This is a genomic window from Sulfitobacter sp. 1A13496 (genome assembly GCF_043557225.1).
Lineage (GTDB): Bacteria > Pseudomonadota > Alphaproteobacteria > Rhodobacterales > Rhodobacteraceae > Sulfitobacter > Sulfitobacter faviae.
This window is the reverse complement of sequence record NZ_JBIFFP010000004.1, coordinates 168,948-182,517: the sequence shown is the minus strand read 5'-3', so window position 1 is coordinate 182,517 and position 13,570 is coordinate 168,948. Positions and strand designations below refer to the sequence as shown.

15 protein-coding genes and 2 tRNA genes are annotated in these 13,570 nt (G+C 63.1%); 12 read left to right on the top strand and 5 right to left on the bottom strand.

Going from position 1 to position 13,570, the window contains the following annotated elements; translation table 11 throughout:
- The first annotated feature begins 67 nt into the window (after positions 1-67).
- From leuD to ACGYLX_RS11430, 5 genes are all read left to right on the top strand, one after another.
- Entirely contained in the window at positions 68-673 is a 606-nt protein-coding gene (gene leuD / locus ACGYLX_RS11450) for a 3-isopropylmalate dehydratase small subunit (RefSeq protein WP_067268508.1), read from the top strand.
- A 277-nt stretch (positions 674-950) separates the two neighbouring features.
- Positions 951-1,781, top strand: a complete 831-nt coding sequence (locus ACGYLX_RS11445; RefSeq protein WP_271688770.1) for a hypothetical protein — start codon at positions 951-953, stop codon at positions 1,779-1,781.
- Complete coding sequence (locus tag ACGYLX_RS11440) at positions 1,664-2,770, top strand: endonuclease/exonuclease/phosphatase family protein (protein WP_394449544.1); 1,107 nt, start codon at positions 1,664-1,666, stop codon at positions 2,768-2,770. Before ACGYLX_RS11445 ends, ACGYLX_RS11440 begins: the two co-directional genes overlap by 118 nt.
- Positions 2,771-2,839: 69 nt before the next feature.
- On the top strand, positions 2,840-3,946 hold the full coding sequence (gene leuB, locus ACGYLX_RS11435) for a 3-isopropylmalate dehydrogenase (RefSeq protein WP_394408417.1): 1,107 nt from the start codon (positions 2,840-2,842) through the stop codon (positions 3,944-3,946).
- Between the two features lie 187 nt (positions 3,947-4,133).
- Positions 4,134-4,210, top strand: a tRNA-Pro gene (locus tag ACGYLX_RS11430).
- Between the two features lie 50 nt (positions 4,211-4,260).
- On the opposite strand, the gene ACGYLX_RS11425 is transcribed toward ACGYLX_RS11430, so the two are convergent.
- Both ACGYLX_RS11425 and ACGYLX_RS11420 read right to left on the bottom strand, forming a co-directional pair.
- Entirely contained in the window at positions 4,261-5,019 is a 759-nt protein-coding gene (locus ACGYLX_RS11425; protein ID WP_394449542.1) for a MauE/DoxX family redox-associated membrane protein, read from the bottom strand.
- Positions 5,020-5,147: 128 nt separating this feature from the next.
- The gene (locus ACGYLX_RS11420; RefSeq protein WP_271692819.1) at positions 5,148-6,545 is read right to left on the bottom strand and encodes a sensor histidine kinase; all 1,398 of its coding nucleotides are present in this window, start codon (positions 6,543-6,545) and stop codon (positions 5,148-5,150) included.
- A gap of 217 nt (positions 6,546-6,762) precedes the next feature.
- Between ACGYLX_RS11420 and queC the strand changes: the two genes are divergently transcribed.
- The 5 genes from queC to ACGYLX_RS11395 all read left to right on the top strand — a co-directional run bounded on the left by queC (position 6,763) and on the right by ACGYLX_RS11395 (position 9,878).
- Entirely contained in the window at positions 6,763-7,464 is a 702-nt protein-coding gene (gene queC, locus ACGYLX_RS11415) for a 7-cyano-7-deazaguanine synthase QueC (RefSeq protein WP_394449539.1), read from the top strand.
- Positions 7,464-7,817, top strand: a complete 354-nt coding sequence (gene queD, locus ACGYLX_RS11410; protein WP_322328526.1) for a 6-carboxytetrahydropterin synthase QueD — start codon at positions 7,464-7,466, stop codon at positions 7,815-7,817. The genes queC and queD overlap by 1 nt, the downstream gene beginning before the upstream one ends.
- The gene (gene queE, locus ACGYLX_RS11405) at positions 7,814-8,521 is read left to right on the top strand and encodes a 7-carboxy-7-deazaguanine synthase QueE (protein ID WP_394449537.1); all 708 of its coding nucleotides are present in this window, start codon (positions 7,814-7,816) and stop codon (positions 8,519-8,521) included. The genes queD and queE overlap by 4 nt, the downstream gene beginning before the upstream one ends.
- A gap of 15 nt (positions 8,522-8,536) precedes the next feature.
- Positions 8,537-9,001: a preQ(1) synthase gene (gene queF, locus ACGYLX_RS11400; protein WP_271692815.1), complete on the top strand. Its 465-nt coding sequence runs from the start codon at positions 8,537-8,539 to the stop codon at positions 8,999-9,001.
- 211 nt (positions 9,002-9,212) lie between these two features.
- Positions 9,213-9,878: a L,D-transpeptidase gene (locus ACGYLX_RS11395; protein ID WP_271692814.1), complete on the top strand. Its 666-nt coding sequence runs from the start codon at positions 9,213-9,215 to the stop codon at positions 9,876-9,878.
- 45 nt (positions 9,879-9,923) lie between these two features.
- Here ACGYLX_RS11395 and ACGYLX_RS11390 read toward each other — a convergent pair whose 3' ends face one another.
- Together ACGYLX_RS11390 and ACGYLX_RS11385 are read right to left on the bottom strand one after the other, a co-directional pair.
- The gene (locus ACGYLX_RS11390; RefSeq protein ID WP_322328529.1) at positions 9,924-10,196 is read right to left on the bottom strand and encodes a hypothetical protein; all 273 of its coding nucleotides are present in this window, start codon (positions 10,194-10,196) and stop codon (positions 9,924-9,926) included.
- Positions 10,197-10,301: 105 nt separating this feature from the next.
- Positions 10,302-10,378: transfer RNA gene (locus ACGYLX_RS11385), tRNA-Arg, on the bottom strand.
- A 147-nt stretch (positions 10,379-10,525) separates the two neighbouring features.
- Here ACGYLX_RS11385 and ACGYLX_RS11380 point away from each other — a divergent pair.
- Both ACGYLX_RS11380 and ACGYLX_RS11375 read left to right on the top strand, forming a co-directional pair.
- A complete protein-coding gene (locus tag ACGYLX_RS11380) occupies positions 10,526-11,563 on the top strand; it encodes a LacI family DNA-binding transcriptional regulator (protein WP_120349930.1) in 1,038 nt (345 codons plus the stop codon).
- A complete protein-coding gene (locus ACGYLX_RS11375; protein WP_394449535.1) occupies positions 11,560-12,774 on the top strand; it encodes a winged helix-turn-helix domain-containing protein in 1,215 nt (404 codons plus the stop codon). Before ACGYLX_RS11380 ends, ACGYLX_RS11375 begins: the two co-directional genes overlap by 4 nt.
- On the opposite strand, the gene ACGYLX_RS11370 is transcribed toward ACGYLX_RS11375, so the two are convergent.
- Entirely contained in the window at positions 12,771-13,466 is a 696-nt protein-coding gene (locus ACGYLX_RS11370; protein ID WP_394449533.1) for an aspartate/glutamate racemase family protein, read from the bottom strand. The genes ACGYLX_RS11375 and ACGYLX_RS11370 overlap by 4 nt on opposite strands.
- Positions 13,467-13,570: the final 104 nt, after the last annotated feature.

Sequence of the window (13,570 nt, the reverse complement as noted above, 5' to 3'; positions counted from 1 at the left end):
GATATACCATTTGCCTAGAACGCGCCGTCAGACGGCGCGGTTCCCGCACTCTCCGAAGGATACCCCGATGGAAAAGTTTACAGAAATCACCGGCACCGCGGCTCCCATGCCGTTGGTGAACATCGACACCGACATGATCATCCCCAAGGTCTTTCTCAAGACGATCAAACGTTCCGGCCTTGGCGTGAACCTGTTCGACGAAATGCGCTATGACCGCGAAGGCAACGAAATCCCCGATTTCGTGCTGAACCAACCGCAATATCGCGACGCGCAGATCCTCGTGGCGGGCGACAACTTCGGCTGCGGCTCGTCGCGCGAACACGCGCCTTGGGCGATCCTTGATTTCGGCATCCGCTGCGTCATCGCACCCAGCTTCGCCGACATCTTTTACAACAACTGCTTCAAGAACGGCATCCTGCCCATCGCCCTGCCGCAAGAGCAGGTCGACGTGCTGATGAAAGACGCCGAAAAGGGATCGAACGCGCGGATGACCATCGATCTGGAAGGCCAGACCGTGACCACTTCAGATGGTGAGACATTCCCCTTCGAAGTGGACGCCTTCAAAAAGCACTGCCTTCTCAACGGGCTGGACGACATCGGCCTCACGCTCGAAAAAGGTGCCGCCATCGACAGCTACGAGGATTCGCTGGGCCAAAGCCGCCCTTGGGTCTAACGCCCGGCCTGCATGATCAAACTTGTGGGCGCAAACCGCGCGCCCACAAGATGTTGCCGCCTGCCATCAAACCGCCACGGAATTGATGCAAGAAGGCACCACCCCCTCCCTCAAAATACCCCAGTATCCTGCTCTTCTCTCTGCGGAGCCTTGAGGCATGTGCGGAAAGAAGGCAAAAATTGGACCAGAATGAGGCACACCCCATCAACCGGGGGCATCAAGTTGGAACAAGCACGCGGCATCGTATCGCGGCTGGCCAGTTTGAAAGGGCAGAGCAGTGATCGGACGAATGACAGGCGCGGCGACGCGTGGCCTATTGGTGGCGCTATTGATTGCCATCCCGGCGCTTCTCTTGCCGGGGGCCGATGCGGAATCCAGCCAGATCACCGTGCTGCTCGCCTGTATCGCGGCGATCCTGACCTTCATGGAATACAACGCCCGCCAGCCCGGCATCGTCGAATTCCGCGACGCGCCGCCTTTCAATCGGCTGCGCTTCATCAGCCTGCTCTTCACGATCCTCGTGTTGTCGCTTATCGCGCGGGGCCAAACGGCCCCGACCCTACTGACCGGCGCGCTCACCGCGCTTGGCACGATACTGGGCAATGCGCTTGATTTTCCCTATTCCCCGGTGCGCCTCGTGGTTCTGATGATGCCCGCCGACGCCCCTCTCGAGGCGGTCAACCTGATCCGCACGGCGGCGGGTCTGGCCTATCTGGTCTCGCTCATCGCATTGGCGACCTTCGTGGTGCTGGTGCGCGTCATGGGCTGGCCCGCACGCCAAGGCGCCTTCAACGTCTGGGTGAACCTGCCGCTTTTCGATCCAACCGCTGGGGGCGATGTGCTCTACCGGCTGCAACGAGACGCGCGGATCAACATCGCGCTTGGCTTCCTTCTGCCCTTCTTCATCCCCGCAGTGGTCAAGGCCACCGCCGATCTGCTAGATCCGATCTCACTGAGCAATCATCAAACCATGATCTGGACAATAAGCGCATGGGCATTCCTTCCGGCCAGTATGATCATGCGCGGCATCGCCATGGGGCGGGTGGCCGAGATGATCCACGACAAACGCCGCCGCGCCTACGCCGAAGCGCATATGCAGGCCGCCTGATCCGCTTTCTGCTGGCGCTGCTCCTGCTGACCGGCACCGCGCAGGCCGAACCGCTGCGCATCGCCACCTTCAACACCGAATTGTCGCGCAAAGGGCCGGGCCTGCTCCTGCGCGATATCCTACGCGGGGACGACCCTGCCGTCGCCTCCGTGATCGAAACCATCACCCGCGCCGATCCCGATATCATCGCGCTACAAGGCATCGACTACGATCTCGAACAGGCCGCCCTCAATGCCCTCGCCGATGCCCTCTCCGCCGCCGGCGCGCCCTATCCCCACCGCTTCGCCGCGACGCCCAATGCAGGCCGCCAAAGCGGGGTCGACCTCGACGGTGACGGCAGGCTCGGCACCCCCCGTGACGCCCAAGGCTATGGCCGTTTCTTCGGCCAAGGCGTCATGGCGATCCTCTCACGCCACCCGATCCAAGAGGGCGAGTTTCAAGACTTCAGCACCCTCCTCTGGCGCGACCTCCCCGACACACTTTACCCGATGATCGACGGTACCCCCTTTGCGGGCGCCGAAGCCCATGCCACACAGCGCCTCTCCTCCAACGGTCACTGGTCCCTGCCGATCCAAACCCCGGAGGGCCCCGTCACGCTGCTGACATACCACGCCACCCCGCCGGTCTTCGACGGCCCCGAAGACCGCAATGGCCGCCGCAACCATGACGAAACCATCTTCTGGCTCCACCACCTCGCCGGAAAGATCGGGACGCCCCCGACACCCCCCTTCGTCCTACTGGGCGACGCCAATCTCGACCCGCAGCGCGGCGACGGGCGCGGCGAAGCCATTGCCGCCCTCCTCTCCCATCCTGCGCTACAAGACCCCCTGCCGCACCGCCCCACGGTCAACTGGCCCCAAACCGGCCCGATGCGCGTCGACTACATCCTTCCCTCCCGCCACTGGGAAACCAATGATGCTGGCCTCATCTGGCCCAAGGGCGAAAGCGCCAGCCGCCATGCCCTCGTCTGGGTCGACCTCACCCGCTGACGCCCCCTATCTTGACCCTCCGGAACCCGCAGGCTACCCAATCTCCAACCGTATTTTCAGGAGTTTCCCATGGCCAACCCATCCTTGCTCATCCTCCCCGGCGACGGCATCGGCCCCGAGGTCATGGCGCAGGTCACGCGCATCATCGACTGGTTCGGCGAAAAGCGCGATCTGGCCTTCGACGTAGAGCATGATCTGGTCGGCGGCGCGGCCTATGACAAACACGGCACCCCGCTGCATGATGACACGATGGCCCGCGCCCTCGAAGTCGACGCCGTGCTGCTGGGCGCCGTGGGCGGCCCGAAATACGACGACCTCGACTTCTCCGTGAAACCAGAACGCGGCCTGCTCCGCCTGCGCAAGGAAATGGACCTCTTCTCCAACCTGCGCCCGGCACAATGCTTTGACGCGCTTGCCGATTTCTCCTCGCTGAAAAAAGACGTGGTCGCGGGCCTCGACATCATGATCGTGCGCGAACTCACCTCCGGCGTCTATTTCGGTGAGCCGCGCGGCATCTTCGAGGAAGGCAACGAACGCGTCGGCATCAACACGCAGCGCTACACCGAAAGCGAGATCGAGCGTGTCGCCCGCTCCGCTTTTGAACTCGCCCGCCGCCGCGGCAACAAAGTCTGTTCCATGGAGAAAGCCAACGTCATGGAAAGCGGCATCCTGTGGCGCGAAGTCACCCAACGGGTGCGCGACGCAGAATACCCGGATGTCGAACTCAGCCACATGTATGCCGACAATGGCGCCATGCAGCTCGTGCGCGCACCCAAGCAGTTCGACGTGATCGTCACCGACAACCTCTTCGGCGACATTCTCAGCGACTGCGCCGCCATGCTGACCGGCAGCCTCGGCATGCTGCCATCGGCCAGCCTCGGCGCACCCAATGCCGATGGCCGCCCCAAGGCCCTCTACGAGCCCGTGCATGGGTCCGCCCCCGACATCGCAGGCCAAGGCAAAGCCAACCCGATCGCCTGTATCCTCAGCTTCGCCATGGCGCTGCGATACTCTTTCGACCAAGGCGAAGAAGCCGCACGTCTGGAAAAAGCCGTCGAACGCGCGCTGGCCGATGGCGCCCGCACCCCCGACCTGATGGGCCCCGAAGGCGGCACCCCCATCACGACAGAGGAAATGGGCGACGCCATTCTCAAAGCCCTAGACGCCAGCCTATAAGAAACCAAGGCGGGGTTCACGCCCGCCCCCTTCCCTTCATCCTTTCTCAAATACCCTCGGGGGAGCAGCCAAGGGCTGCGGGGGCAGAGCCCCTAATTACCCCCGCTTTCCGCAAACGCCACAGAAAATCCCTGCAACTGACCAATTGCCAAAGCCGCCAAGCTGCGCTATTGCGCTGCACATCGGTCGGGCTGTAGCGCAGCCTGGTAGCGCACCTGCTTCGGGAGCAGGGGGTCGGAGGTTCGAATCCTCTCAGCCCGACCAGATACCCCCACAGCTCCCTAGGCCCAAAAACTCGGATCGCTCTGCTCCACTCAGCCGTAGACCTTGAGCAGCATCCAGCCCCCCATGCCCAGCATCATGACGTTCTCGGTAAGCGAGACGAACCCAAGTGGGACATTGCTCGACCCGCCGAGGCAGGCGCATTTTAGCTCACGTTTGTCGACATAGACCGCCTTGATGACCGAAACCGCGCCAATTGCGCCGATCACGATCGCCACGGGGGCCGAGAGCCAGGTCAGCGCCCCGGCGGTCATCAGAATACCCGCCAGCGCCTCCCCGAATGGATAGACCTTGCCATAGGGCACCCACCGCTGGGCCAGCAGGTCGTAGTTCAGAAACATCGTCGAAAAGCTCTCAATATCCTGCAACTTTTGAACGGCGAGGAAACACATGGAGATCGAGATGAACCACTCGAAAGCCCGAAGTGTGAAGATGTTGCCGAATGCATACCAAGAGAGTCCCAGTGCCATCAGGAAGGCCACGCCGAAAATAGCGACAACGGGCTGATAGCTGGTGTCCGATTGCTCTTCCTTGGGCTTGTCCAAACCTAAATGCACGCGCAGATCGTCGTAACCGCCGATCCGCTCCCCCTCGATGAAAGTCTGCGGCGTGGTCTCCACACCCTCTTTCGCCATGAAGGCATCGGTCTCCTCGCGGGTCGTGAGGTGGTGATCTTCGACGTGGTAGCCCTGCCGCTCCAGCAGGTCTTTGGATTTCAACCCGAAGGGACAGAGGTGCTGTTCCATCACCATCCGGTAGAGTTTCGCGGTCTTGCCCTGTCCTTCGGCCATCCTAGCCTCCTTTTGCCTTTTCGAACGACATCTCAAAGGAGGAACAAGTTTCCAGCGCAGGAGAGTTCCGCAAAGGGGTGATTTAGGTCAACCGGCAACCCGGCGCAGCACCACAGGCGCGATGCCGCTCAGGCCAGTTTTCCCAGATGCGCGGCAGGGATCGTGACTGTCCAAGTCAGGGCGTTTTCGCTGGTCACCGTTTCCGCCGCGCCATTGACCATCGCGGGGGCCAATACAGACAGAACCTTGCTCCCGAAACCGGTGGCTTTCTTGGCAGAGGGGTCAATGGTGATGCCGGTCTCGATCCACTGGAAACGCAGCCCGCCCTTTTCGGTATGGGACCAGTGGCATTGGATATCGCCGCAGCCGTCGCTCATCACCCCGTATTTCGTGGAATTCGTCGCCAGTTCATGCAGCGCCATGCCAATCAGTTGCAACGCCTGCGGTCCCAAAGCGACAGAGGGGCCATCCACATCCACCGCCTTGGCCTGCAAATGCAAAAACGGGTCCAACTGTGCGCGCACCAACTCGGCCAAATCCACCGAAGACCAGCCGCCATCGACCAGCAAATCGGTGGAGCGGGCCAGCGCCTGAATACGGGCCCCGAAGGACTTGTTGAACTCCGCGAGAGAGGCCGCCGAACTCGCCGTCTGCCGCTGCATCGCCGTCACCAAAGACAGCATGTTCTTGGCGCGGTGGATCACCTCGCGCGAGACGAGATCGCGCACCTCTTCGGCCTTGCGCGTCGCAGTCACATCATGGTGGATGTTCGAGATCGAGACGATATCCCCCGAAAGTGTCCGAATGGGCGTGCAGGCGATGGTGACATGGCGCTCGGTGCCGTCCTTGGCCACGCGCACCGCATTGAATTGGCGCAGCTTGCCGGCCATGATCTGATCGCGATACTCAAGGACCCGCGTCGGCCAATCCGGCGGATACAAAAGCTCGACCGACTGGCCCAAAGCCTCCTCTTCCGTATAGCCATAAAGCCGCTCGGCTGCCGGGTTCCAACTGATGATGCGGCCTTCCATGTCATAGGTCAGGATCGCTTCGGCCGTGGTGGCCACGAGGGCGGCAAAGGTTTCCGCCTGCACATGGGCCCGTTCGATATCATCATGCGCCATGCGGCGCGTCGTGACATTGCGGTGCTGCAACAGCAGGCAGGGCGCGCCTTGGATCGTCAGGCGGTTGGCGTTGAGTTGAAACCAGCGCCGCACCCCCGGCCCATCGCAGGGGTATTCCCCCTCAAAGGAAGTCCCGGTTTTCAGCGCTTGGCGTAGCCCCTCCAGAACCGTTTCCGCCTGCACCACGGCACCCATGGCCGCCGCTTCGCAGATGTCAAAGTAATTGGCGCCGACGTAATGCGTTCCGGTATCGCCGCCATTCTCTTCGCAAAACAGTTTCCACGCCATATTGACCGCGACAATCTTGCCGGTGGCGTCAAGAATGACCACCTCATCGGTCATCGCCTCGATCAATTCATAATGGCTGGCGTCGAGCGTGACGCTTTGGGTGCTTTTCAACATAGCCCCACCATAGCGCGAATTCGGCATTGTCTAAAGTTAACTTAGGTTTAATCGTTAAGGCCAAAATCCTTATTTTATCGGGTTTTGGCGGAAACCCTCCTGCCTCTGCGGCGGCTGCCCGCCCGCCCGCGCGTGAGGCTTGCAATCCGCGCAAATTCTGAAATAAGCCCCGCCATCCGGTCGCAGCCTACCCGGACATCAAAACAAGGGCCCCAAAATGAAAACACTTGTCATCTGCTCAGGCGGACTCGATTCCGTGTCGCTTGCGCATATCACCGCCGAGGTGCACCACCTCACCCGGCTTGTCTCCTTCGACTATGGCCAGCGTCACCGCAAAGAGGTCGATTTCGCCCGGGCGGCGGCCGAACGATTGGGCGTGCCGTTTCACCTGATCGACATGCGCGGCATCGGTGCGGCGCTCTCAGGCTCTGCCCTGACTGACGATATCGACGTGCCTGACGGGCATTACGCCGAAGACACGATGAAGATCACCGTCGTGCCGAACCGCAATGCCATCATGCTGTCGATCGGCTTTGGCATTGCCGCCGCGCAGGGGGACGAGGCCGTGGCCACTGCCGTGCATGGCGGCGATCATTTCATCTATCCCGACTGCCGCCCCGGTTTCACCCGCGCCTTCGATGCGATGCAGCAGGCCGCGCTCGACGGCTATGCCAATGTGCGGCTGCACACGCCCTTCGTTGAGCACAGCAAGGCCGAGATCGTCCGCCAAGGTGCGCAGCACGGCACGCCCTTCGCTGAGACGTGGTCCTGCTACAAGGGCGGCGCGGTCCATTGCGGGCGCTGCGGCACCTGCGTCGAACGGCGCGAAGCCTTTCATCTGGCCGAGGTCACAGACCCGACTGTCTACGCCGACCCCGACTATTGGACCACGGCCCTTGCCGCGCAGGGGAAAGGCTGATGTTCCGTATTCGCAAGGAATTCCACTTCTCCGCCAGCCACCAGTTGACCCACCTGCCCGACGATCATCAATGCGCGCGGCTGCATGGGCACAACTACATCGTTGTGGTCGAACTGGCCGCCGAGACGCTCACTGCCGATGGTTTCGTGCGCGATTACCACGACTTGAAACCGCTCAAGAGCTATATCGACGATCACTTTGACCACCGGCACCTGAACGATGTGCTGGACGGCCCCTCCACCGCCGAGAACATGGCGAAACATTTCCACGACTGGTGCGCCGCCCGCTGGCCCGAGACCTCTGCCGTGCTGGTCAGCGAGACCCCGAAAACATGGGCGGAATACCGGCCATGACCCTGCGCATTGCCGAGATTTTCGGCCCCACCATTCAGGGCGAAGGCGCGCTGATCGGAGAGCCGACGGTATTCGTCCGCGCGGGCGGCTGTGACTATCGGTGCAGCTGGTGCGACAGCCTGCATGCCGTCGACAGCCAGTACCGCCATAGCTGGACCCCCATGTCGACCGAGGACATCTGGCGCCGGATCCGCAAGCTTTCCAAGGACCAACCGCTGACCGTCTCCCTCTCGGGCGGCAACCCGGCGATACAGGATTTCGGCCCGCTGATCCGCATGGGCAAGGCCGCGGGCTATCGCTTCGCCTGTGAGACCCAAGGCTCCATCGCGCGGCCATGGTTTGCCGATCTCGATACGCTTGTGCTCTCCCCCAAGCCGCCATCAAGCGGTGAGCGTGTCGACTGGGACGCATTCGACGCCTGCCGGACCCTCGGCGCGCAGGCGCGGCAGCAGGTGATGAAGATCGTGATCTTTGACGAGATCGACTACCATTGGGCGCGCGAAGTGCATGCCCATCACCTCGACATCCCGCTCTACCTTCAACCCGGCAACCCCGAGGTCGACCCCGCCACACCGGTGGACCCGCAGGCGCTGGCCGACCGTTTGGGCTGGCTGACCGAGCTTGCCATGACCGATCACTGGTTCGCCCCCCGTATCCTGCCGCAGCTTCATGTCCTGATCTGGGGCAACAAGCGCGGCGTCTGACCGATGGAGACACCCATGTCCGACGACATCTACAGCAATCTCAAACAACTCGGCGGTGAGACCCGCATTCCCGCCAGCCCCGAAGAAGCCGAACTGGAGCGGGTGCCGAACCCACAGGCCGATGTGGCCTATAACGTGCGCTTCACCGCGCCGGAGTTCACCTCGCTCTGCCCGATGACCGGCCAGCCCGACTTTGCCCATCTGGTGATCGACTATGTGCCCGGCCCGTGGCTGGTGGAATCGAAATCGCTCAAGCTGTTTCTGACCTCCTTCCGCAATCACGGCGCCTTTCATGAGGATTGCACAATCTCCATCGCCCGACGGTTGGCCGAGTTCCTTGCCCCGCAATGGCTTCGGATCGGCGGCTATTGGTATCCGCGCGGCGGCATTCCCATCGATGTATTCTGGCAAACCGGCCCCCTGCCCGAGGGCGTCTGGATCCCCGATCAAGGGGTGCCGCCCTACCGCGGGCGCGGCTGACCGGGCCCTCCCTACCTCCGACCCCCGCAGCATTCGGGGCGCGCGCCCACCTGCCCGCGCCCCGTTTTTTCGGTGAAAACCGTGTGTTTTAGATCACAATATCTTCAGCAACCGCCTTCTTCCTTGAACCTCCAGCGGAGAAAGGCCGTTAGTCTTTCATACACGCATACGACCCTGCCCCGCGCAGAGAGGTCAACCACGGAGCGACCACATGCTGACAAGACGTCATTTCATCCAGACCACCACGGCGCTATTTTCCAGCGCAATTGCCACCCCCCTGATGGCCCGCACGCGCCCAAGCGCGGCAGAGAAGGCCGCTTGGGATGCGCAGGTCACCCCGGCGGGCTTTGACCCGGCGACGAGCAACCCTTGGGGCGTCCACCCGCGCTTCTTGCCGCAGCGCGTCGTGGCGAATGACAACCTGCGCGTCGGTGACATCCACGTCGATGCGGTGGCACGCTATATCTATCATATTGAAGAGGGCGGCACCGCCATGCGCTACGGCGTGGCGATCGCGCGTGGCAATCTCTATGAGCCCGGCACCTATACGATCAAGCGCAAGGCGCAATGGCCGCATTGGACGCCCACCCAAAACATGATCAAGCGCGATCCCGAGCTCTACGCGGGCCTTGAGGACGGCGTGCCGCCCGGCCCGGAAAACCCCCTTGGCTCGCGGGCACTTTACCTCTTTGAAGGGAACCGCGACACCTATCTGCGCATCCACGGCACCCCGCAGCCGCAGAGCATCGGCGGCCGGGCAAGCTCAGGCTGTGTGCGGATGATCATGGCGCATATCAACCAGCTCTACCCGAATGTGCAGACCGGCTCGACGGCCTATCTCTATTCGGCGGAAGAAAGCGTTGTTGCCAGCAGCTAAGCTGGAACGAATAACGGGGGCCGCTTGGCAGCCCCCGTTTCTATGTCAGGCTTGGCGTTTGGTGCAGATCGGATTGCCACCCACCGCCCGGAGCGGCACCAGCGTCGTCTCGACCGGGCCGTTGTGCTGATACCAATAGCAGCCATCCTCCGGCAGCAACCGCGCCGTCGACAGATCTTGGTTCGGCGCGGCAAGGCTCACCACTGCCTCCGGCAGATTGCCCACACGGGCCGAGCCGCCCTGCGGCCCACTCGCCGGTACCGTACACCCGGCAACGGCCAGCATGGCCGCCCCGATCACAAAAGTTCCTGTTTTCATCAAAGCCTCTGCCATTCCTGATTATATCCGGGGCAATCTGACAGACCGGATGGGGATTTCAAGGCCCAAGGGGGTGAGGTGGTCGGCAGCGCCCTACGCGCCGAATGGCGACCCCGGCAGGATTCGAACCTGCAACCTGCCCCTTAGGAGGGGGCTGCTCTATCCAGTTGAGCCACGGGGCCGACAGGCTTGGGTTTAGCGCAAGCGTCTGGCGATGTCATCGGCAGATTGGCAACCGAATGACTGCGCCTTGCAGCAGCGCTGCGGCAATGCTTGATCGCGCCTCCCGCTTCGCGCTACCTATGGGTGAGGCAAACAGGAAAACCAAATTGACCACACCCCCCAAACGCCCGTTGACCCTGCGTGATGTGTCCGATGCTTGCGGCGTTTCCGAGATGACGGTCAGCCGCGTCCTGCGCAAGCGTGGCGACGTGTCGGAGGCCACCCGCAATCGCGTTCTCGCCGCCGCCAAGGCGCTTGGCTATGTGCCCAACCAGATCGCCGGATCGCTGGCCAGCCAGCGCGTGAACCTTGTGGCGGTCGTGATCCCTTCACTGGGCAATATGGTGTTCCCCGAAGTCCTGAACGGCATCAATCAAGTGCTCGAAGACACGCCCCTGCAGCCGGTGGTGGGGGTGACAGACTACCTGCCCGAGAAGGAAGAGCGGGTGCTTTATGAGATGCTCTCATGGCGGCCCTCGGGGGTGATCATCGCGGGGTTGGAGCATTCCGACGCCACCCGCGCCATGCTGCGCAATGCGGGCATTCCGGTGGTCGAGATCATGGACACCGACGGCAAACCCGTCGATGCGATGGTGGGGATTTCGCACCGCCGCGCCGGGCGCGAGATGGCGCAGGCGATCCTGCGCGAGGGTTATGAGCGCATTGGCTTCATGGGCACGAAAATGCCCCTCGACCACCGCGCGCGCAAACGGTTCGAGGGCTTTACCGAAGGGCTCGCCAAAGCGGGGGTCGAGATCGAAGACCGGGCCTTTTACTCCGGCGGCTCCGCGCTGGCCAAGGGGCGCGAGATGACGCAAGAGATGCTGGAACGCTCACCCGACCTTGATTTCCTCTATTACTCCAACGACATGATCGGTGCGGGCGGGCTGCTGCATCTGATCGACCAAGGCATCGACATTCCCGGTCAGATCGGCCTTGCCGGGTTCAACAACGTCGAGCTGCTGCAAGGTCTGCCGCGTCAATTGGCGACGATGGACGCTTGCCGGAACGAGATCGGTCAGGCCGCGGCGCGGATCATCCTCAACCAGACCCAGCCCGAGCCGGACCCGGAAATGCAGACCCAGATCACCCTGACGCCAACACTGTCGCTGGGCGACACCCTCCGCCGCCGCCGTCAGGGGTGAGCCGCCCAAGGCTCGGCAATGCCGCCGCGCGGCGGTTGTTTCTAGCGCGTCACCTGCTGTCCGATCCGCCGCAGGGCCCGGCCAAGGGCGCGGCACTGCTCAAGCTGATCCATGATCTGGGTTTTGTGCAACTCGACAGCATCAACACGGTGGCGCGGGCGCATGATCTGATCCTGTTCGCCCGCCGTCCGCGCTATCGCCCCGCTGCGCTCAAGCGGCTTTATGAAAAAGACCGGGCGCTGTTTGAGCATTGGACCCATGACGCCGCCGTCATCCCGATGGAATTCTATCCGCAATGGCATCTGCGCCGAACCCGCGATGCGGCCAAGTTGCTGGGCCGCTGGAAGGATTGGCAGCGGCACGACTTCGAAACACAGATACAAAACGTGCTCGCGCAGGTCCGGGCCGAGGGCAGCGTCACCTCATCCGACGTGGGCCGGGACGAGCCGCGCAGCAGCGGGGGCTGGTGGCAATGGCATCCGTCGAAAACCGCGCTGGAGTATCTGTGGCGCAGCGGCGCGCTGGCTGTCACCGGGCGCGAGGGGTTTCGCAAGCGCTATGACCTGACCGAGCGGGTGGTGCCCGCCGCGCTGCGCGACCCGGCGCATGCCCCCGACATAGAGCAGACGATCGACTGGTGCTGCGATCAGGCGCTGGCGCGCTTGGGTTTTGCCACGGCAGGGGAATTGGCCGCCTTCTGGGCCCATATCTCCCCCGCCGAGGCGCGCGGCTGGTGCGCGGCAGAACAAGCCGCGGGGCGGCTGGAGGAGATCGACATTGAGGCTGCCGACGGCAGCCTGCGGCCCGCCTTTGCCCGCCCCGGCTGGGCAGATGACCCCGCCCTTACCCACGAACCGCCCAAACGGCTCCGGGTGCTCAGCCCCTTCGACCCCGCCCTGCGCGACCGCAAACGCGCCGCCCGGCTTTTCGGTTTCGACTACCGGATCGAGGTCTTCGTGCCCGAGGCGCAGCGCGAATACGGCTACTATGTCTTTCCGCTGCTACAGGGCGACAGGCTGGTGGGACGGGTCGATATGAAGGCGCATCGCGATCTGGACGTCTTGCACGTCACCGCGCTCTGGCCCGAACGCGGGGTTCGCTGGGGCAAGGGGCGGCAAGCGGCCTTCGAGGCAGAGCTGCAACGACTCCTCCCGCTGGCTGGGGTGCGCCAGGTCAGCTTCACCGACGGTTGGCTGCGCCTGCCACATTAGCCGAAACGGGGCGGCAGCAGCCCTGCGTGAAACCAGTTGAGATAGCTGTGGATCGAATGCACGGGCCGCCCGGTCGCCGCCGCGATATCGGAGGCATATGGCACCATATTCGTGCATTCTAAAAGGATCGCCCCGACATCTGCGTGGGCCTCCACCAACCGCTGCGCCGCCTGCACCATCTCGGCTCGTGCCTGCGCCACGTCGAGGTCGGGCAGATTGCCGAGGATCGTTCGGGCGAAGCCGCTGCCCTCCATCCCCACCACCGGGCTGCCCTCGGGCACCCCCGCCGCGCGTAGATGGGCGGGCGAAAGCGTGGCCGCGGAGATCGTCAAGATGCCCACCCTTTGCCCCGGCGGCAGGCAGGCCGCGATCTGCCCCGCCTGCTCCAACGCAGAGGCGGCAACGGGCACGCCCAGCGCTTCGGCGAGGCGAGGCCGGATCAGCGCCAAGAACCCGCAGGTGGTGGCAATGCCGGTGCAGCCTTCGGCGATCAAGTCGCGCCCCGCGGCGATGAAAGCCTGCACGAAGGGCTCGATATCGTCGCACACGATCGCTTCAGGCGTGGCCCCCGGCACCACCGCATAGCGCACCGGGAAGTCCCAACTGCCCGCATGGCCGACATCCCCCAGAATGCGGGGAAACCGCGTGTCCAGCATGAGGATTCCCAGCCGCGCGCCCGTCTCGTTTGTCATATGCCCTCCGTTTGGGCGCAGGGTGCCTTTGCGGGCAGGGCGAGACAAGCGAAAGTCTAACGATGACATTTTATCAGCATTTTGTTGACGTGATGATTTTTTGT